This window comes from Treponema sp. OMZ 840, from assembly GCF_050937815.1.
Classification (GTDB): domain Bacteria; phylum Spirochaetota; class Spirochaetia; order Treponematales; family Treponemataceae; genus Treponema_C.
In genome coordinates, this window is record NZ_JACDIJ010000003.1 from 50,358 (window position 1) to 69,556 (window position 19,199).

Below are 19,199 nucleotides of genomic sequence, written 5' to 3' on the forward strand. Positions count from 1 at the left end.
CGATTTTGCGATTTATGACAAGTCTACGCAATTGCGGAAAAACAAAAAGGAAGCCGCAGCTTCCTTTTTTCATTCGGATGCCTATTTATATTTTTCGAAAAAAATATAAAAGGATTTTGCGGGACATATGTCCCTTGTTAACAGGTTGACTTGAAAAATTAATCAGTGTTTTAAATATACGGCTTAAAACGTAATTTGTCAAGCTGGCGCTTTGTTGCGGTAAAGCGTTTATATGCCGATATGTTCGACGGGGCAGCCGATAAGGGCGGCGGTTTTTTCGGCTTTGGACATAAGGGCGTTTCGGCCGTTTTTTTTAACGTGTTCGATGTCGAGCGGCGGTCCGCCGTTTTTTAAACGAAGGATGCATTGAGTTTCAATTGATTTTTTGCCCTGCATAACGGACACAAGACAAACCGCAGCGATTTCCTCGAAAGAAAGCATGCGTTTTTTTACAAAAAAAGCAAAGCCCGTTTTATATGTAAGCGTTTTTGTTTGCACTTCCACAATGAGGCAATCGCGGTAAACGGAGCCGATGAGGGGCAAAAACACACACACGGTTTGCATAACGACGGCGGCAGGCAAAGCACTGCCCTCGCCGGTGCGAGGAAAGATATAGGCGGCGGCACCGGTTAAAACGAAGATGCATATCATCGACATTCTAAAAACGGGGTTTATTGTCCAAATACCGCGGCCTTTTTTATCCGTGTAAAAAATCATTGAAAAAAACACCCTTATACCTGCACTCCCGTTTTTTTTGCGGCGGATGCGGAATCCGCCGCTTGTAATTTTTTTAGCAAAGCTGGAAGTTCGTGTACGGATTTCAATCGAGCAAAGGGAGCTTCCTCGACAAGGGGCATATGCGCAAAACGGCCGGTTTCGTCGATGAGGACGGCTTTCCCGCCCAAAGCGCTGTAGCCTTTTATGTATTTGGGCAGGTCGTCTATAAACAGGGTGTTTTCGACGGTAAATCCCTTGTCGGTTACGGCATTAAGATAGGCTTGGGGCGCCGGTTTTCCTTGAAATTTGTTTTCTTCGATACCGTATATACCGTCGAATAAGTCGTATACATTTAAATGTTTTAGAATCTTTTCAAAGTGAATTGCCGGAGAATTGGTTAAAAGGCTTAAATGATAAGTTTTATTCAAGCTTTCCAGCAGGGGGCGCAAACCGGGATCGAATTCGATTTCGTTTACTTCTTCGTCCGGATGTATAAAACGAAAATAAGAGTCGATGTCGGAAAAGCCGTGTTCGCGCACTATCCACTCTAAGGTCGTGCTGTAAAAACGCACTCTGCGGCTGCGTTCTTCCATAACTTCTTCTTCGCTTTTATTTAAAAAGCGCGCAATAAAACGTATCATCCGCTTACGAGTATTCGGTCCGATACTGCTGGATGAACAATAGAGGGTGTCGTCTAAATCGAATAAAAGGTTTTTTATCATAGTCTTTAGTATACCTGTAGCGTTTTTTATTGTAAAGATATATGATAGACTTTATGAATTATATGTTCCGCCCGTACAGAGGCTGCGATAAAAAAAGCTGTGAACGCATTATTGCACCGACATGGCGCTTTGATAAGTATTTTCCCGATGCGAAAAATATAAGCTTTTTTAACGGTTTTGTAATCGATTGGTTTCGTTTGCACAGCGATTATACGGATACGGCGATTGTAAAAACGGGCGCTCAAAAAGGAAAGTGTACGGCTTTTTTATTTGCCGAAATAAAATGCAGCGGTTTGCAATCTGTGCCGAATGCGATGAAAAAAAAAGTACGGTTGACGTTTTTTTTTGTAAAAATCTTTATGTTGTGGCTTTTGGGTTGTTACGGAAAACGCAGTACTGCCCGTAAAGCTTTTAGAGATTACAAAGCTGTGCAAAAAAAATTATTTAACGATATAGATTACGATTCCGAAATCTTATGTTTATTTGTGGATAAAGCTGCTCAAGGACAAGGACTTGCAAAGCATTTGTTAAAGCGTTTTTTTGAATGGGCAGCCGAGCGGGATTTAACAAGCTTTGTGCTTGCAACCGACACGGACTGCGATTATCGATTTTATGACAAGGGCGGCTTTACCCGTATAAAGGAAATAAGGGGCTGTTTGGGAGTACCCCAAAGCAGCAGTGTTAATTCGCGTATTTTTTTATACGGAATCTGCTTGAAAGGTACTGTTTAACCCGGCCTTTAGGCCTTCAGTTGTGCCGTTATTGCAGGACGGCTTTTTTAGGATGACTGTATGAAAGCTTCGGTATTTCACAAACGGGAGATTTTAGGTTCTCCCTCTTTTTATAAAAAGGCTCTTGCTTTGTCACTGCCGGTTATGGCGCAAAGCTTAATTCAAAGCATGGTTTCTCTTATCGATAATTTTATGGTTGCCGGTTTGGGCGACATAAAAATGTCGGGCGTGAATATTGCCGGGCAAATAAACTTTGTATTTTTAATATTTTTAAGCTCATTGTGCATATCCGGCGGGATTTTTATGTCCCAGTATAACGGCGCAAAAGACTCCGAAGGGATGAAACAGTCGTTTCGTTTTAAAATCGTCGTTACGGTTTTCTTTTCCGCTCTATATACGATTTTTTGCTATGTAAATCCCCGTCCCGTTTTATCTTTTATGGTACACGGAAACACTCAAAGTGCCGAAATCGTTGCCGAAGCGGCGGTTTATATGCGTATTGCCGCCTTTACATGGATTCCGATGGCATTGTCCATGTCCGCCGGAACTTCTTTGCGCGAAATCGGCAAGGTGCGCCAGCCCCTTGTGTTTTCTGTTATAGCAACCCTGATTAATACCTTTTTTAACTGGATTTTTATTTACGGTAATTTGGGCGCTCCCCGATTGGAAGCCGCCGGTGCGGCTTATGCGACGATAATTGCGCGCTCGTGTGAAGCCCTCCTTTTTATCCTGTATTTACGTACAAAACAACCGCCTTTTTATTCACGGTTATGCCGTATATTTAAAATCCGTCTTTCGCTTTTTTTATCGATTTTATCGAAGTCGGGAATGATTTTGGCTTCCGATATGAGCTGGATATTGACCGAATCGGTGGTTACCGCCTTGTACAACAGCCGCGGAGGTGCAGAAATCGTGTCCGGAATGTCGGCCGGTTTTACGATTGCAAATCTTTTTTTTATTTGTTTCGGCGGCATACACACGTCGGTAACCGTAATTATGGGAAGTACGCTTGGTTCGGGAGATTTGAAAAAAGCGCGTATGCAAAAAAACTGGCTTTTAAGCGGCTCTTTTGTTTTCGGGCTTTTTATGGGTATTACCGGCAGTTTTACAACTTTTTTGATACCCCTTGTATTTGCAAACCTCAGTGCCGAAGCCCAAATCGTTACGCGCAGCATGGTTTTAATGAACGCCGCTTATATGCCTCTGTGGGCTTATTTAAACGGCCAATTTGCCGTATCGCGCACGGGAGGAGATGCGCTTATGGGCGTTATTACCGACGTAACGACAAACCTTTTTTTGGTTCTTCCTGGTATGTATGTACTGACCTATTATACGGCACTCGGACCGGTTGCAATGTACGGTCTTATTAAAACAACCGATTGGATAAAAACAACCATTGCCGCTTTATGGTTAAAAAAAGAATATTGGCTTAAAAACCTTGCACAGTCCGGAACCGCTTAAAACAAACTATGTTAAAAATAAAACAGAGGAAAAAGCATGGAAAACAATGAAACTGTTGAACGCTGTACACATATCGAAATAAAATTGGCGTACTTGGAAGACTTTATAAAAGGCATGCAAAAAGTTACGCTCGAGCATGAAAAAAGATTGGACGCTTTAAGCGCCGAAAACAAAGCGCTGAGGCAAAAAGTCGCCGAACTTGCCGAAAATCAAGAAGGCGCACTGCCCCATATAAGGCCGCCCCATTATTGAGCGCCGGCAATACACGGCTATGCATGCTTTACGTATTCAAATGCGGCACCGGCTTTTTTCATCGCTTCGATAAAACCGGGAAACGAAACGGCACAGCATTCGGCCTGCTTTACCGTTAAAACTTCGCCGTACGGAAGCCCCAAGCCCAAACATGCAAGGGACATTGCGACGCGGTGGTCGGCACCCGTTTCGGCCGTGCCGCCGTGAAGCTTAAAATCGGGATTGGGAGAGCCGTCTTTGTTGAGCGGAGAGCGGCCGCGTATAAGTAAAAAGTCCCGTCCTTCTTCGATGTCGGCGCCCAAAGCCTTTAATTCGCGGCACATAAGGGCTATGCGGTCGGTTTCTTTACTGCGGCACACGCCTATATCTTCAAGAATAACCGTACCCTCGGTAAAACATGCAATAACCGCAAGGGCACACACCGCATCGGGAAATGCGGAGCAGTTTATGCCGAGCGTGTGCTCATCTTCGCGGCGTAAAAACGCGGCCGCATCTTCGCTTCCCGCATAAAGGGCAAAGTCCGCCGCTTTTATACTGCAAGAATGAACCGCCAAACGTCTGCCGCCGCACACAGTCAGCCTGCCGCTCGATTTATCAAGGCGGATATCGGCGCCGAATGACTTTAAAATCGGCACAATAATTCCGTCGCATTGCGAGCCGGAAAGGTCTATATTTTCGATACACAAAGTACCTGCGCTTATAAGAGCGGCGATAAGCGGAAAAGCTGCGGCTTCCCAATCCGAGGGAATCAGAGTTTTAAAACCCCGCCATTTTTTCGGGCCGGTTACCGAAACATGTTTAAAATCACGGCTCATATTCACTTGAACGCCGAGTTTTTCAAGCCACGTTTTAGTCATAGTCAAATAGGGCGTTTCTTTCGGATCCGACAATTCGATTTCGGTTGTGCCCGTCAAAAGGGAGGCGGCCATCATAAAACCGCTTATGTATTGAGAAAGCCGTCCGTCGGTGTAAATGTGCGAAGCTTTTATAGGCCCGCGTATAAAAAGCGGCGGTGTTGTGCCGCCGGTTTTTTCGGTGTGGGCGTGTGCGCCTGCTTGAATAAGGGCGTCCGCCAAATGATGTACGGGACGGCTTCGAATCGATTCGTCTCCGGTAAAAATCGAAAGGCCCGTGCGGGTTGCCGCAATCGGGCTTAAAAAATACAATACGGAACCGGAGTTTCCCACGTCTATTTCCCCGTCCGGAAGCGAAAAGGCGGCGCCGGCACCCCGTATTTTCCACAAACCGCCGCAGCGCTCCGTTTGTGCGCCGATACGCTCAACCGCCCTAAGCGCGGAAAGACCGTCTTGTCCTTCAAGAGGGTTTGCTATTTCGGAATCGCCTTCGGCAAGGGCTGCAAGTATAACCGCCCTTACGGTGTGGCTTTTTGAACCGGGAATTGCCATCCTTCCCTTTAACGTTGACTTTTGCACACTGATATCCATAGGAATTTTATTATAACCGAAAATATCGGACTTAGGAAGAGGCAGGCAAAACGTCTCGGCAAAAAACGAATTCGGTATTCCGTTCCGGCGGTTGACAGCTCTCGGATGCAATGTTATGATTGCCGATATGCACAACTCCATAGCGGCGAAAATAATCGCCCTCGATCTTGACGACACTCTTTTAAAAGACGATTTAACTATTTCCGATTATACCGTATCGGTTTTGCAAAAAGCCGTGCAAAGAGGCATCTACATTACCCTTTGTTCCGGCAGAACGGATAATTCCATTTTAAACTATGTACGCAGGCTCGACATTGCCGGTACGCAGGGCGGACGCTATATAATTGCGCAAAACGGAACGTCAATCAGCGACTTACATGAACGCAAAGCGATTTACAGCCGCATGCTTGACGGCGATATTTTAGTCCACGTGTATCGCCGTGCTTTGGAACGTTCTTTAGCCTGCGAAGTATACGATGCAAGTACTATCTATATTCCGTATACGAATAAATGGACCGAATTGGACATGAAGCTCAGCGGCTTAAAACAAAAAATTATTCCTCTGTTTGAAGAATTTCTTTTGCAGGGACATCCCAAAACGGTTATTCCCGGCGAACCGGCCGAACTTGCCGCATTGCAAGCCGAATTGCAAAAAGAGATAGGAGATCGCTGCGTTATATTTACAAGCAAGCCCTATTTCCTTGAAGTAATGCCTAAAAATACCGGAAAGGGAGAAGCTCTTTTGTGGCTTGCCGAGCATTTGGGAATTGCTCAAAGCGAAACGATGGCGTTCGGGGATGCTATGAACGATGAATCAATGATACGCCGTGCAGGTACGAGCGTCGCAATGAAAAACGGTATTCAGGCGATAAAAGACGCCGCAACCTGTATCAGCGAGTACACAAATGACGAAGACGGCGTTGCCCGCTTTATAGAAAAGTATGTATTAAACAATTAAACCTTGTTTTTTTTTACATCCGCATTTATACTTACCGTATGCAAGCAATACCTTTAAATACAGACTCTTCTCCGGAAGCCGTCATTGAGCTTTTATTCAAACTGAAAATAAAAGATGTTATGACAACCGATGTAGTTACCGCTTCACCCGAAACGACTATGCGCGAAATTCAACTGCTTATGAAGCAAAAACGCATTACGGGGCTTCCCGTTGTGGCGGCGACGGGGCTTGCGGGCATTGTGTCTATGGACGATATCGTAAACGCCTTTGACAAGGGCACTATCGATGAAGCTTGCGAAAAACATATGACGACAAACACGATTGTACTGCAGGAAAACATGCCCATATCTTTTGCGGTTTCGTATTTTAATAAATACAAGTTCGGCCGGTTTCCCGTATTGAACACCGAAAACAAATTAACCGGCATCGTTACCGCCTCGGATGTTATTGAAGCTCTTCTTGTTGCAATGAATAAAGAGGTCGAGCGCTTGGAACAGGGTACGCAGGACGCTCTTAAAAAAGCCCCGAACCGCGTACTTGAATTTAAAACCGAACCTTTTAACTTTGAAACGGCAGGACAGGCGTCAACCGAAATAAAAAAGCTCTTGCGTTCTATGGGCATACATCCTGCTGTTGCACGCCGTATCGGCATTGCAAGCTATGAGTTGGAAATAAATCAAGTAGTGCATTCCAGCGGCGGTATTATGCGCTATTATATTACAAGCAGTAAATTGGTTATAGAAGCGGTCGATTTCGGTCCGGGAATCCCCGACATCGAAAAAGCGCTGTGCGAGGGATTTTCCACAGCAACCGATAAGGTGCGCGCGTTCGGCTTCGGAGCCGGTATGGGATTGCCGAATACAAAACGGGTGTCGGACGACTTTTCGATTCAATCCGAAGTCGGTAAAGGTACGACCATTCAAGCTTTATTTAATTTGGAGGCAGCCGATGAAACTCAGTGAAATGGCGGAAAAACTCGGTGTGCGCGCCCTGTTTGAGCCGTACAACGACACGGAAGTTTTAACCGCTTATGCGGGAGACTTACTCAGCGACGTTATGGGCAATGCTCCCGACGGGGCAGTGTTGATTACGATTCAAGCGCATAAAAATACGATAGCGGTAGCTTCTTTAAAAGAATCGCCTGCAATTATTATTTGCAACAGCCGCCCCGCCGCCGAGGATATGCTTGAAGCTGCAAAAGACGAGGGCATAGCCGTCTTTGTTTCGGATAAAAATCAATTCGAAATTGCAGGAAGCCTGTACGCATTGCTTTATCCATGATTATAAAGGCGGACTTACATCTTCATTCATGCCTTTCTCCCTGCGGCGATTTGTCCATGTCGCCTTCTTTAATCGTACAAACCCTTAAACAAAGAGGCATCGCCCTTGCAGCCCTTACCGATCACAACACGGCTTTAAATTGCCCCGCCTTTGCTTACCATTGTAAAAAAGAAGGCATTGCAGCCTTGTACGGTATGGAAGCACAGACAACGGAAGAAGTACATGTGCTTTGTCTTTTTTCCGAACTCGATACCGCCCTTGCCTTCGGGGAGGAAATATACGGCTTAATGCCGCACATGCCCTTTAATCCCGAAAAAAGCGGCGACCAGGTGTATGTGGATGAAAACGACGATATTATCGGGGAAGTGGACGCTTTTTTGATTGTGTCTGCCGAACTGAGCATAGACGAGCTGGCATTGCGCGTACATGAGCTTGGAGGCGCCGTTATTCCCGCCCATGCCGAGCGTCCGGCGTTTTCGATGGTCAGCCAACTGGGCTTTATACCTAAGGGCGATTGGGACGCCTTGGAACTTGTACGGCTGCCGCCACAAGGAATCGACACACTGGGCTATCCGCTTACCACTTCTTCGGACGCCCATTATCCCGAACATATCGGGCGGCGCGCCTTCGATTTGGATTTGGGAAACGCACCCTTAAAAGGAAACGGCGGCTTGTGCCGCGAAGACGGAAGCGTCGATATGGCGGTTTTTAAACAAGCCCTTTTGCGCCGCCCCCGCTAAACCGCTTGGCGGCTCCGCCGGAAGACTTACCGAGCCGCCGGACTTGTCCTTTCGGATAATTCCGGTTACAAAACCTTTTGTAAAAATTGCTGTAAGCGCTTGTTTTGCGGATGATTGAATATTTCGTCCGGCGTACCCTTTTCGGCAACAACGCCTTCATCCATAAAAAGGATTTTATCGGCAACTTCGCGCGCAAAGCCCATTTCATGAGTTACAACCGCCATAGTCATACCTTCGGCGGCAAGCTCCCGCATAAGCGAAAGCACTTCGCCGACCATTTCCGGATCGAGGGCGCTTGTAGGTTCGTCGAAAAGCATAACGTCCGGGCCCATCGCCAAAGAACGCACAATTGCAATTCTTTGCTTTTGACCGCCTGAAATTTGCGAAGGATAGACCTCCGCCTTATCTTCCAAGCCGATGCGTTTTAAAAGAGAAAGGGCCTTTGCGCGCGCTTCTTCTTTCGTTGCAAGCTTTTGCGTAACGGGAGCGAGCATAATGTTTTGCAAAACGGTTAAGTGCGGAAAAAGGTTAAAATGTTGAAACACCATTCCCATTTTGCGTCTGACCTTGTCTATATCGATTTTTTTATCGGTTAATTCAATCCCTTCAAAAAGGATGCTGCCGCTTGTCGGTTTTTCAAGTAAATTAAGGCAGCGCAAAAACGTACTTTTGCCGGAACCGGAAGGCCCGATAATGACGATTTTTTCGCCTTTTTCGATTGTTTCGGTAATGCCGTTTAAAACGTTCAAATCGCCGAATTGCTTTTTTAAGTTTTTAACCTCTATCACTTTGCGCCAGCCTTTTTTCAAAAATCGAAAAGAATTTTGTCAATCCGAGGGTTATAATCAAATACAGCAAACCCACCGATAAAAGCGGAATCCACGCATTGTAGGTTGCATTGCGAATCATATCGCCGGCCTTTGTCAAATCGGTAACCGCTATAAAACTTGCAACAGCCGTTTCTTTTATAAGAACAATAAACTCACTCGTATAAGCCGGAAGGGCAGCCTTTGCCGCCTGAGGAAACACGATTTTTAAAAGGGTTTGTCTTCTCGATAAGCCGAGCGAACGGCCCGCTTCCGTTTGGCCGATATCCACTCCCTGTATGCCCGCACGAAACAACTCGGTACAATATGCGCCGGAGTTTATACCGTATGCAAGGACGGCGACCGTTAATCTGTTTAAGCCGAGGGGGGCAAAGATAACAAAGTAAAAAATCATAAGCTGGGTTGCCAGCGGAATTCCCCGGATAACGGTTGTATACAACTCTCCCACACCGCGCAAAAAGCGTTTTTCGGATATTTTAAAAAGGGCAAAAACACAACCCAATACGGTACCGATTATAATGGAACACAGGGATATGTACATAGTCGTTCCCAAACCCCGAATCAGCAGCTTCCAACGGTCAGCGGCAATTATCGTATCATAGACGGACTGAAACACCGTTTACCTCCAAAAATACGAATCGGGTTGCCCGATTCGGACAAACCCGTTGCGTATGTTCACATTGTTTTATTTTTTAATGATGATAACTTGTTCGGATGCAAAATAAGGCTCGGAAAAGTCCACATTCTTTTTCCGCTCTTCGGTAACCGACATACCCGCAGCAATAAAGTCTATTGCACCCGACGAAAGAGCCGGAATAAGGCTGTCGAAGGCCATGTCAACCACTTCCAATTTTGCATTGAAGTTTTTTGCAATATATTGTCCCATTGTAATGTCAAAGCCGACTATTTCCGTTCCTTCCACATATTCAAAGGGAGGAAACGCGGCGTTGGTTCCCAATTTTACGGTTTTGCCCTGTGCGCTGCCGGTAAGGACGGGCGGAATTTTAATTTTTCCGTCTGCGGGCATAAAGGCCGCAATCAATTTTTCGTAACCGCCGTTTGATTTAAGCGTTTGAATGGTACCGTTGATGGAATCCAATAAAACTTTATTTCCTTTTTTTACGGCAATCGCATACTCTTCTTTTGCAAATTTGTCGGTTACAATCATTAATGACGGATTTTTTGAAACGATTTCTTTTGCCGGAAGTTCATCCAACACAACCGCATCAAGGGCGCCGTTTTTCAAATCCAAGGCCGCATCTATACCCGATTTAAAAGAAACGAGTTTGACATCGGAATAGTTTTCCTGTACATAAAGTTCACCGGTTGTTCCCGCCTGCACGCCGACTTTTTTTCCTTCCAAATCGGCCGCCGACGCAATCGTCACCTTTTCTTTACTTCCGCCGGCAAACACAAGGGCGGACACAAAAAACATTACAACACATACACTTACAATTTTTTTCATACTATACCTCCTGATTAATCTGTAAGTTTGGCAAATGCCGATTATGTTTTTAACAAAATCGGCGGCTGTCTTATTTTTTTACCATAATAACCAATCCGGTTTTATAATAGGGGATGGAAAAATCCACATTCTTTTTCCGTTCTTCGGTAACGGTCATACCCGCCGCAATAAAATCTATCGCACCGGACGCCAAGGCGGGAATAAGGCTGTCGAAGGCCATATCGACCGTTTCAAGCTTTGCCTGATACGTTTTTGCGATATAATGACTCAGCGTTATATCGAAGCCGACCAATTCGTTACCCTCCACATATTCAAAGGGCGGAAAAGCCGATTCCGTACCGAGCTTTACGGTTTTGCCCTGTGCGGGATTTGAAGGCGGTGCGGGAATTTTGATTTTCCCGTCGGCAGGCATAAAAGCATCGATAAGCTTATTATAGCTGCCGTCTTTTTTCATGGTTTCTATCGTTTTATTGATTGAATCCAATAAAGCTTTATTTCCTTTTTTTACGGCAATCGCATATTCTTCTTCAGACAAATAGGTATCTAAAATCATTAAGCTGCTGTTTTTTGCAACAATCTCTTTTGCCGGAAGTTCGTCCAATACGACTGCATCGAGGGCGCCGGTTTTTAAATCCATAGCGGCATCGATAACCGATTTGAAAGAAGCGATTTTTGCGCTCGGATAATTTTCCTGTACATAGAGTTCGCCGGTTGTTCCCGCTTGTACGCCTATACGCTTACCTTTTAAGTCGGCAGCCGACTTAACGGCGTTTTTTTCACTATTTCCGTTTGCAAAAAGGACTACGGAAAACACAGAACATACCGCGAGCATAAGTGCAGTTTTTTTCATAGCAATCCTCCTGATAATCGGCAGTATAGAGTATTACAGAAATATTGTCAATAAAATTTTGCATAAATATACAAAATTTAGCCATTTTTATGCATAAAAAACGCCTTTTATTCGATTTTAGAGCAAAAATACGGCATCTATGCATAATCACGGCAGTATATACGACTTTTAACGATTTAAAAAGGTTTCAAGTTTGTGCAGCGCTTTTTCCCATTCGGAGTTTAAAACGTCCAATTCCGATGAAAGTTTTTCTATATGATTTTGTACGGCGCGGCTTTTTTGTACGTCCGAATAGATTTCGGGCTTTGCAAGTTCGGCTTCGAATTCCGCTTTGCGCTCTTCTTTTTGAGTAATTTCATCCATAAGGCGCTTTTCTTCTTTTTCGAGCTTGCGCCGTGCAGCTTGCAGTTTTTTTTGTTCTTCATAACTGAGCGGAACGGCGGGAGCGGCAAGCGCTGCGGATAAAGAACCGACATTTTCGATACCGCCGGCCGCTTGTTCAAAAACGGTATGCTGCAAAGCCCCTTTTGAAGAAAAATCGATTTTAGGCGCAGGCTCTTGCGTATGCACGTTTTCGTCTTGCATAAAAAGATTCCGCTTTGCACGCTGTTCCATATAATAATCGTAGGGCCCCGGATAAAGGCTGTATCGGCCGCCGTCCAATTCCAAAATACGCGTCGCCAGGCTTTGGGTAAAACTTCTGTCGTGCGAAATAAAAACAACCGTGCCGCCGAAGCTTTCAAGTGCATGTAACAGCGCATCCTTTGAATGAATGTCCAAGTGGTTTGTCGGTTCGTCGAGAATCAATAAGTTTACGGGACGCAGCAACAAGCGTAAAAGGGCAAGACGGCTTTTTTCTCCGCCGGAAAGAACGTTCACCGATTTATAAATATCGTCGCCGCGGAACAAAAAGGCCGCGAGCATATCGCGCAATTTGGGAACAAGGGCGGTCGGCGCTTCCGCTTCGAGCATATCGATAACGGAAAAATCGCCTTTAAGCGTTTCGGCGTTGTCTTGACTGAAATAACCGATACTTACATTGGCGCCCAAAGCAAGATTTCCGTCATATGCCGCATCTTCCTGCGCAAGAATACGCAGCAAAGTTGTTTTTCCCGCCCCGTTGCATCCGGTAACGACTATGCGTTCTCCTTTTTCTACGGTAAGATCGATGTTTTGTAAAACGGTGTGGGCAAAGGTTTCGCCGTTTTTACGCACTCCCGTATAGGTTTTGCCGATTTTTTCGAGGTTCAAAACGATGCGGCCGGAATGCGGAGCCGGCGGAAAAGCAAAGCGGATTTTTTTTAAAGCTTCGGGGATTTCGATAAGCTCGGTTTTTTCCAATTGTTTTATGCGCTCCTGCACTTGGGCGGCCTTTGCGGCATTGTATCTGAAGCGGCGGATAAATTCTTCGGTTTTGCGGATTTTTTCCTGCTGAAGTTCATAGCGTGCAACGATCCCTTCCATTTCGCTTTTGCGGATTTTTTCGTATGCACTGAAGTTGCCCGCATAACGGTGAAGTTCGGCATTAAAAAGTTCGTAAACTTCGTTTACGCAGGTATCTAAAAAATAGCGGTCGTGACTTACAAGCAAAAAACCGCCTGAAAAATTCAGTAAAAATTCTTCAAGCCAAGTTCGCGCTTCTATATCCAAATAGTTGGTCGGTTCGTCTAAAAGCAAAATATCCGGGTTTTGCAGCAATGCCTTTGCCAAGGCGATTCTCATTTGCCAGCCGCCGGAAAATTCTTCAACGGGTTTTGTAAAATCGCTTTGTGAAAACCCCAAGCCGGCAAGCACTTGTTCGATTTGCGTATTGCGGTAATACCACTTCGAATCGTTTAAAAAATCGGCGATTTCCTGATAACGCTCCAAAAGCGGCGCTTGAGATTTTTCGTCGGTAACGGTTTTTAAGCGTTCCGCGATTTTTTCCATTTCTTCATACAGGCGGTAACCTTCACCGAAAGCTTTATCCGCTTCTTCGCGCAGGTTTGTTCCTTTGTGAACGATACCCGATTGCGGCAAATAGACAATGCGGCAATTTTTTTGAACCGTTCTGTCTCCCGAATCGGCATCGCTCAAGCCGGCGGCAATTTTCATAAGCGTTGTTTTTCCGCAGCCGTTTGCACCTGCAAGGGCGGCTCTGCTTTGTTTACGTAAATTCAGCGTAACGTTTTTTAAGATTTCACGCTCTCCGAATTTTAAACCGATGCCCGATAATTGTAAAAAAGACATGGCTTTTACCGCTTTGCAAAAAACAAAACAAGCGGGTTGATGCTTCTGTTGTTAACCGTACTTTTTTTGACCGAACCGTTTGCGATATTTTCCAAGCGTAACCCCGTTTCTTCCATTTTATACAAAAAGCTTACTTCCGCGTCCGCACCCGTAAAAGAAAAAGTTAACACTCCGTCGAATTGGCGCTCAAGTTCGCCTGCAATAAAGTATTTTATGGAAGCGCTGCCGCGTCCCGTATTCGACCTGCTCAACGACTGCGGAAGAATGCCGGAATTCAGTAAAAGACGGAACCCGGTCCACGTAAAACTTTGATCTTCGTTAAGCGTTAAGGTTCCGTAGTTCGAACTGACAAAAACCGGTCCGTAGGATACGAGAGTTGAATATTGGCGCAATCGCCGACCGCGTTCGTAGGCAATCAATTCGTTTATAAATTGGGCCGTACTTTTTTGTTCCGTGTCCGAATCTTCATCGGCAGCAGGCGTAAAAGACGTATCGGTTTCCGTGGGAATATCGTTTTCCCTGGGAATATCATTTTCCGTCAGCCGGTTTAAAGATAAAAACTGGGGTATGCCGCTTTTTTCCAAACTGACAAAGCCGTATGAAACCGGCAGGCCGTTTTTTCCGACATACTGAACGACAATCGTGTCTTCCGATTGAACAGTCATCGTAAAGGGAGTTTGTGTAAAAGTATAGGTGTTTATACCCGTTTTTTTTGCTCCTTGAAATTCTTCGCTTGTGCTTAGACCTTCTAAGGAAATGCTTACAAAGCCGCTTTCGCTGCCCGTATCAAATCCGTATTCCGGTTTAATACGTTCCAAGTCGATTTTTCCGCTGTCGATAATTCCCTTGTAAAAGTCGGGTACCCAGCGCTTCGCAAGCACTTTTTCCAATACGGCGTCTTTTTCTTCGATTTCTTCCGCTATACCCGCGTCGGTCTTTGTTTCGTCAAAGAGGCGGAGGTTGTAGGAAAAGCACCAGCCGCGTGAGCCGTCAGCAGTGAGTACCCGAAGCCATTCGCCTTCAAGAGGGGTTTTACCCATCATAACGGCTTGGCCTTCACCCTTGTACAGAATCTTTATCACTTCGTTGTGACGCAGACGGTATACTTGCTTTGCCGTATTTACGGGTTCGGCACGTATCGGAAGACCGTCCAATGCCGCACGTGCATAGTGCCGGCGGTATTCGGCATAATACGAAGCGGTTTTTTGTGCCGTTCGTTTCGATTCAGGCTCGCTTATCTGCCAAAGGGGAACTTCGAGTTTTTCCTTTGAGCCGGGAATACCGATTATATATACCTTGCCTATATTCGAACGCACATAAACGGGAACGATGTCGCCGTCGTGCAAATTATGTTCGGGAATCGACCAAAGAACTACCCCGTAGCCCATTTTTCCGGAACAGCCTGCAAGGATAAAAAGCAGGGATATAAGCAGCATTATATATACACGTTTCATAGGCAAAGCATACCACAACGATAAAATAACCTCAAGAGAAGAAGAAAAGGCTGTTCGCTGCCGGTATAGAAAAAACTCGAAAGTTCTCGCGGCTCTTTTCCGATAACAATCTTTTCAACGTCATGCTCCAGCACCTCTTTATTGATTGCCTGCGTACTTTCTTCGTAAAAATCTGCTTCCGTTTGAAAATACAGCGCTTCAGGATTTTCGCCGATAATGTCGCTTTTGGTTAAAAAAGGCTTGACAGATTCCGCTTTTTCTCCGATACTGTCGGTAGAAGGGTTGAGCTTGGAGAATGCCTCTAAGGGGAATGATACCCCGGTGATTGCGCTCCATTTATCAGCCCTTTTGTCGTCTATATATAATAAACGCCCCGCATCTATAAAGTTTTCCTGTAAAATATTCAAACCTTTTTTTGAATACACATCTCTTTCATACACGCTTCGTATGGAATTCATTTGGATATGCTTATCTTTGTGGTTCATTTCAATAGCTACGACAACCGGTTTTCCGCGTACAAAGTGCTCGGTAAATATTAAGCGACTGTTAGGCTTATCTTCTTTTTGCGACTTAAACACCGCTACAGGGTCAAGCAGCTGTTCGGGTAAAGTATTTAATAATTCCTGCGTTATAGCCTTATGTTTGTTCGTGATATGTGTAAGGCTTGCCCCCGTTATCGTTATCGGCTTATCAGCAAAACCCACAGCGCGCAGTATTGCAGGGGTCTTTTTGCACACTGTTATACTTTCATGGCTCTTCATTTGCCGTGCAAAATAGCGCGCAATATCGGCTCGGTACTTACTGGCGGCTTGCGCAAACTCCTGCTGTTCTTCCGTTACGACTTCTGTTTGAAAAAGTAATGTATCCCACGGCTCTTGCTCAAACGCATTAAAATCATCTTCACTAAGACTTTCGTATAAAGCAAGGTCTTCTTGCCAACGTTGCCGCATATATTCATCTTGTTCTTCGGCTATCATTTTTTTTGCAAATTCAATATCACTGCGTCTTTGTGCTTCAAAATCAAAGTTATATCCCTTTGCAATAACGGTATAACGGTTATAAACACCGTCCTGCGCACTCTTAAAAGGTCTAGTCATATCGTAAAAATCGCCCCATGTGCTGAAACCGACTTTTACCGTACCTTGTATTTGTTGCCCGTCCAAAGGCCATTTACATGATGCTACATTTCCCCAGTGGTCACTTCTCCTATATACACCCTCGTCCGAATACCAATATTCGGAGCCGGAACGGCTTTTGAAATCGGGCTTCCGATCCGGCGCATTCGTTACTTCGTGCCAATCCGCATAACTTGATGTATAAAAATTATTGCGATTTATTTGTTTACCGTCTTCAATACTCTCTACTGCCGCCTGAAACAGCATATCTTTCAACTGCTCATCACTGAACGGCCTCATCTCCTGTACCGCTTTACCCGCGGCATTGTACGCATCCTGCGCTTGTTCATACACCGTTTTTTCGCTGTTGACCTCATCGTCTTGTTGTGCTATAGTATCAGTAATGGAGCCGTGCAATAAAGGGACGTTCACTTCTTTTGAACTGGCGTTAGCCCTGAGTGCGGCTTCTTCTTTTATCCTGTCCAGTACCATATCCTCAAGCGATATGTCTTCCAAATAATAATGATATGCTTTAGTCGTACTATCTTGTACCTTTCGAGCAGTTAAATGTGCCTTGTAGGTTTTATCTTCTACGCTTAAACCCGTTTCAAAATATTTTACACTTTCTATGTTACGACGATTTTCTTTGTCATCAACCGCATTTGTTTCTACTGCTGATTCAATCAATTTATCAAGTATTTGCATGGAAAGTATTTGCTCGCGGGTCTTTGTTTTGGATTTCCATTCTCCTAAAATATCCCGCGATACCCTTATATCCGTATCGGTATCGATATTATGATAGCTGTTCCCCTGAAAATGCGCTTTAGCATAGTTCATGTATTTATCTTTTAATGCGGCGTTATCAAGCGCCTTATCTTCCGCTGTTTCGACAATTCTGTTTTGCTCGTAACTTTCAGCGCTTGCGTATTTTCCGCTCGTATTTTGTTTTGCCCTTTTCGCGCTTTCCGCCTCTTGTATATTCTGCTCCGCCTGCCGTAATGCGCCGCCTTGTACGCCCAAAAGCTCATCATACACTGCGCGTATATCATCGTTTATATGTACCAGCTCTTTTAAGCTCTTGTATATACGCGCCAAAAATTCTGCCGCCTTTTGGAATATGTTTTTTAATTCCGCACTCGGTGCCTTTCCCTCTTTCAGGTATTGCTCAAAACCGCGTGCAAACCGCTCTTCCGTTTCGCGCGTCCATTTGCCGTCTGTTACACCAAAGGCTTTTTCCGCCTGCTGTAAAAGCTCTCCTTGCATAGTGCGCCGCGCTACGTGGGCGGCTTCATGCACAAAGGTCGAAAAATCGCTTTTTTCACTTACATAGACAAGTGCTTTTATATCGCCTTCCAAGCCCTTAAAATCGGTCGCACCCTTAATGTTACAGGTTGACTTGGAAAATTAATCAGGTATAATGCGGGCGAAAATCGAATTCGTTTCCGATTTGTTACAGGTTGACTTGGAAAATTAATCAGGTATAATAACTTACGGCCTAAATGCCAGTAATCAAACGTTACAGGTTGACTTGGAAAATTAATCAGGTATAATGTAAGATATGGCAACGATAGATACGACACTGTTACAGGTTGACTTGGAAAATTAATCAGGTATAATGCCGGTCAAAAGCCCCTCGTCCTTTTTGTTGTTACAGGTTGACTTGGAAAATTAATCAGGTATAATCCGTATCGTAACCAAGACGCTACAGTCGCGGTTACAGGTTGACTTGGAAAATTAATCAGGTATAATTTAAGCGCGAGACCTATACGTTCACTGTCGGTTACAGGTTGACTTGGAAAATTAATCAGGTATAATCCGTATCGTAACCAAGACGCTACAGTCGCGGTTACAGGTTGACTTGGAAAATTAATCAGGTATAATTTAAGCGCGAGACCTATACGTTCACTGTCGGTTACAGGTTGACTTGGAAAATTAATCAGGTATAATCTCGTTGCCGTTGTCTGGTTCGGCTACTGTGTTACAGGTTGACTTGGAAAATTAATCAGGTATAATTTTCCTGCTTTTTCCTGTAACCACACACCAGTTACAGGTTGACTTGGAAAATTAATCAGGTATAATTTTAGAGTTTCAGAGATTTTTGAAGGTGAAGTTACAGGTTGACTTGGAAAATTAATCAGGTATAATGGGCATCCGCCGTCTTTTGCAATTCTTTTAGTTACAGGTTGACTTGGAAAATTAATCAGGTATAATCTATTTCCGTTTATCATTATTTATTCCTCTGTTACAGGTTGACTTGGAAAATTAATCAGGTATAATTGACCGTCAACGGATATGCCTTTTCCTGCGGTTACAGGTTGACTTGGAAAATTAATCAGGTATAATTCAAACGTCGTTATATTTTCAAGAGATACCGTTACAGGTTGACTTGGAAAATTAATCAGGTATAATATGCCGGTTGGATTGAAGCAATTTCGACTTGTTACAGGTTGACTTGGAAAATTAATCAGGTATAATTAAGGAAAAGCAGTACAGAATATTATGAAGGTTACAGGTTGACTTGGAAAATTAATCAGGTATAATCTATAGGCCGTTCTTTACCGATAGGGTGTCGTTACAGGTTGACTTGGAAAATTAATCAGGTATAATTCATCGCTACTACCAAGCGTTTGGTTTCCGTTACAGGTTGACTTGGAAAATTAATCAGGTATAATGCCGGAACGAGTGGAAGCACAGCCCGCGTTGTTACAGGTTGACTTGGAAAATTAATCAGGTATAATTCGAGTTGCGCCCTAAAGGACGCAACTTTTGTTACAGGTTGACTTGGAAAATTAATCAGGTATAATATAATGCGTCGTTCTGTCTAATTTGTCAAGGTTACAGGTTGACTTGGAAAATTAATCAGGTATAATATATATTACGATACGTTCCTACATCTTCTTGTTACAGGTTGACTTGGAAAATTAATCAGGTATAATAAATGCTAATGTTTCC

17 protein-coding genes and 1 CRISPR repeat array (1 of these 18 only partly in view) are annotated in these 19,199 nt (G+C 44.4%); of the genes, 7 read left to right on the forward strand and 10 right to left on the reverse strand.

Features of this window, described 5'->3' with window-relative positions; all coding sequences use genetic code 11:
- Positions 1-228 precede the first annotated feature (228 nt).
- Positions 229-717 (reverse strand): hypothetical protein, encoded by a 489-nt coding sequence (locus tag H0R92_RS05940; protein WP_432962096.1) that lies wholly within the window; start codon positions 715-717, stop codon positions 229-231.
- A 14-nt stretch (positions 718-731) separates the two neighbouring features.
- Entirely contained in the window at positions 732-1,439 is a 708-nt protein-coding gene (locus H0R92_RS05945; RefSeq protein WP_432962098.1) for an HAD-IA family hydrolase, read from the reverse strand.
- A gap of 41 nt (positions 1,440-1,480) precedes the next feature.
- Between H0R92_RS05945 and H0R92_RS05950 the strand changes: the two genes are divergently transcribed.
- From H0R92_RS05950 to H0R92_RS05960, 3 genes are read left to right on the forward strand one after another with little or no spacing between them, the layout of a single operon-like run.
- Positions 1,481-2,170 (forward strand): GNAT family N-acetyltransferase, encoded by a 690-nt coding sequence (locus tag H0R92_RS05950; RefSeq protein WP_432962100.1) that lies wholly within the window; start codon positions 1,481-1,483, stop codon positions 2,168-2,170.
- Between the two features lie 60 nt (positions 2,171-2,230).
- On the forward strand, positions 2,231-3,631 hold the full coding sequence (locus H0R92_RS05955; protein WP_432962102.1) for an MATE family efflux transporter: 1,401 nt from the start codon (positions 2,231-2,233) through the stop codon (positions 3,629-3,631).
- Positions 3,632-3,667: 36 nt separating this feature from the next.
- Positions 3,668-3,883 (forward strand): SlyX family protein, encoded by a 216-nt coding sequence (locus tag H0R92_RS05960; protein ID WP_432962105.1) that lies wholly within the window; start codon positions 3,668-3,670, stop codon positions 3,881-3,883.
- A gap of 17 nt (positions 3,884-3,900) precedes the next feature.
- On the opposite strand, the gene aroA is transcribed toward H0R92_RS05960, so the two are convergent.
- Positions 3,901-5,328 (reverse strand): 3-phosphoshikimate 1-carboxyvinyltransferase, encoded by a 1,428-nt coding sequence (gene aroA, locus H0R92_RS05965; protein WP_432962107.1) that lies wholly within the window; start codon positions 5,326-5,328, stop codon positions 3,901-3,903.
- A gap of 115 nt (positions 5,329-5,443) precedes the next feature.
- Here aroA and H0R92_RS05970 point away from each other — a divergent pair, with 115 nt between their 5' ends.
- Genes H0R92_RS05970 through H0R92_RS05985 form a run of 4 tightly spaced genes read left to right on the forward strand, consistent with a single transcriptional unit; the run spans position 5,444 to position 8,307 of the window.
- Complete coding sequence (locus tag H0R92_RS05970; protein WP_432962110.1) at positions 5,444-6,286, forward strand: Cof-type HAD-IIB family hydrolase; 843 nt, start codon at positions 5,444-5,446, stop codon at positions 6,284-6,286.
- Between the two features lie 38 nt (positions 6,287-6,324).
- On the forward strand, positions 6,325-7,248 hold the full coding sequence (locus H0R92_RS05975; protein ID WP_432962113.1) for a CBS domain-containing protein: 924 nt from the start codon (positions 6,325-6,327) through the stop codon (positions 7,246-7,248).
- Positions 7,235-7,567: a hypothetical protein gene (locus H0R92_RS05980; RefSeq protein ID WP_432962115.1), complete on the forward strand. Its 333-nt coding sequence runs from the start codon at positions 7,235-7,237 to the stop codon at positions 7,565-7,567. The genes H0R92_RS05975 and H0R92_RS05980 overlap by 14 nt, the downstream gene beginning before the upstream one ends.
- Entirely contained in the window at positions 7,564-8,307 is a 744-nt protein-coding gene (locus tag H0R92_RS05985; protein WP_432962117.1) for a PHP domain-containing protein, read from the forward strand. The genes H0R92_RS05980 and H0R92_RS05985 overlap by 4 nt, the downstream gene beginning before the upstream one ends.
- Positions 8,308-8,372: 65 nt before the next feature.
- On the opposite strand, the gene H0R92_RS05990 is transcribed toward H0R92_RS05985, so the two are convergent.
- From H0R92_RS05990 to H0R92_RS06020, 7 genes are all read right to left on the reverse strand, one after another.
- Positions 8,373-9,095 carry an amino acid ABC transporter ATP-binding protein gene (locus H0R92_RS05990; RefSeq protein WP_432962120.1) on the reverse strand — a complete coding sequence of 241 codons (723 nt, stop codon included), beginning with the start codon at positions 9,093-9,095 and terminating at the stop codon, positions 8,373-8,375.
- The gene (locus tag H0R92_RS05995; protein WP_432962122.1) at positions 9,082-9,750 is read right to left on the reverse strand and encodes an amino acid ABC transporter permease; all 669 of its coding nucleotides are present in this window, start codon (positions 9,748-9,750) and stop codon (positions 9,082-9,084) included. The genes H0R92_RS05990 and H0R92_RS05995 overlap by 14 nt, the downstream gene beginning before the upstream one ends.
- Positions 9,751-9,819: 69 nt before the next feature.
- Entirely contained in the window at positions 9,820-10,599 is a 780-nt protein-coding gene (locus tag H0R92_RS06000; protein ID WP_432962125.1) for a transporter substrate-binding domain-containing protein, read from the reverse strand.
- 70 nt (positions 10,600-10,669) lie between these two features.
- Entirely contained in the window at positions 10,670-11,449 is a 780-nt protein-coding gene (locus H0R92_RS06005) for a transporter substrate-binding domain-containing protein (RefSeq protein WP_432962128.1), read from the reverse strand.
- A gap of 168 nt (positions 11,450-11,617) precedes the next feature.
- The gene (locus tag H0R92_RS06010) at positions 11,618-13,678 is read right to left on the reverse strand and encodes an ABC-F family ATP-binding cassette domain-containing protein (RefSeq protein ID WP_432962130.1); all 2,061 of its coding nucleotides are present in this window, start codon (positions 13,676-13,678) and stop codon (positions 11,618-11,620) included.
- Positions 13,679-13,683: 5 nt separating this feature from the next.
- Positions 13,684-15,132, reverse strand: a complete 1,449-nt coding sequence (locus H0R92_RS06015) for an SH3 domain-containing protein (RefSeq protein WP_432962133.1) — start codon at positions 15,130-15,132, stop codon at positions 13,684-13,686.
- Positions 15,129-17,603, reverse strand: coding sequence for a hypothetical protein (locus tag H0R92_RS06020; RefSeq protein ID WP_432962136.1), 2,475 nt, complete (start codon positions 17,601-17,603; stop codon positions 15,129-15,131). The genes H0R92_RS06015 and H0R92_RS06020 overlap by 4 nt, the downstream gene beginning before the upstream one ends.
- Before the next feature lie 27 nt (positions 17,604-17,630).
- A CRISPR array of direct repeats spans positions 17,631-19,199; the repeat unit is 36 nt; unit sequence GTTACAGGTTGACTTGGAAAATTAATCAGGTATAAT (it continues 709 nt past the right edge of the window).

Bases quoted from the DNA above. Each gene is read 5' to 3' on its own strand.
- H0R92_RS05970 (WP_432962110.1), top strand. From the start codon at position 5,444: ATGATTGCCGATATGCACAACTCCATAGCGGCGAAAATAATCGCCCTC.
- H0R92_RS05980 (WP_432962115.1), top strand. From the start codon at position 7,235: ATGAAACTCAGTGAAATGGCGGAAAAACTCGGTGTGCGCGCCCTGTTT.
- H0R92_RS05960 (WP_432962105.1), top strand. From the start codon at position 3,668: ATGGAAAACAATGAAACTGTTGAACGCTGTACACATATCGAAATAAAA.
- H0R92_RS05955 (WP_432962102.1), top strand. From the start codon at position 2,231: ATGAAAGCTTCGGTATTTCACAAACGGGAGATTTTAGGTTCTCCCTCT.
- H0R92_RS05985 (WP_432962117.1), top strand. From the start codon at position 7,564: ATGATTATAAAGGCGGACTTACATCTTCATTCATGCCTTTCTCCCTGC.
- H0R92_RS05950 (WP_432962100.1), top strand. From the start codon at position 1,481: ATGATAGACTTTATGAATTATATGTTCCGCCCGTACAGAGGCTGCGAT.
- H0R92_RS06000 (WP_432962125.1), bottom strand. From the start codon at position 10,599: ATGAAAAAAATTGTAAGTGTATGTGTTGTAATGTTTTTTGTGTCCGCC.
- H0R92_RS06010 (WP_432962130.1), bottom strand. From the start codon at position 13,678: ATGTCTTTTTTACAATTATCGGGCATCGGTTTAAAATTCGGAGAGCGT.
- H0R92_RS05940 (WP_432962096.1), bottom strand. From the start codon at position 717: ATGATTTTTTACACGGATAAAAAAGGCCGCGGTATTTGGACAATAAAC.
- aroA (WP_432962107.1), bottom strand. From the start codon at position 5,328: ATGGATATCAGTGTGCAAAAGTCAACGTTAAAGGGAAGGATGGCAATT.
- H0R92_RS06015 (WP_432962133.1), bottom strand. From the start codon at position 15,132: ATGAAACGTGTATATATAATGCTGCTTATATCCCTGCTTTTTATCCTT.
- H0R92_RS05945 (WP_432962098.1), bottom strand. From the start codon at position 1,439: ATGATAAAAAACCTTTTATTCGATTTAGACGACACCCTCTATTGTTCA.
- H0R92_RS05975 (WP_432962113.1), top strand. From the start codon at position 6,325: ATGCAAGCAATACCTTTAAATACAGACTCTTCTCCGGAAGCCGTCATT.
- H0R92_RS06005 (WP_432962128.1), bottom strand. From the start codon at position 11,449: ATGAAAAAAACTGCACTTATGCTCGCGGTATGTTCTGTGTTTTCCGTA.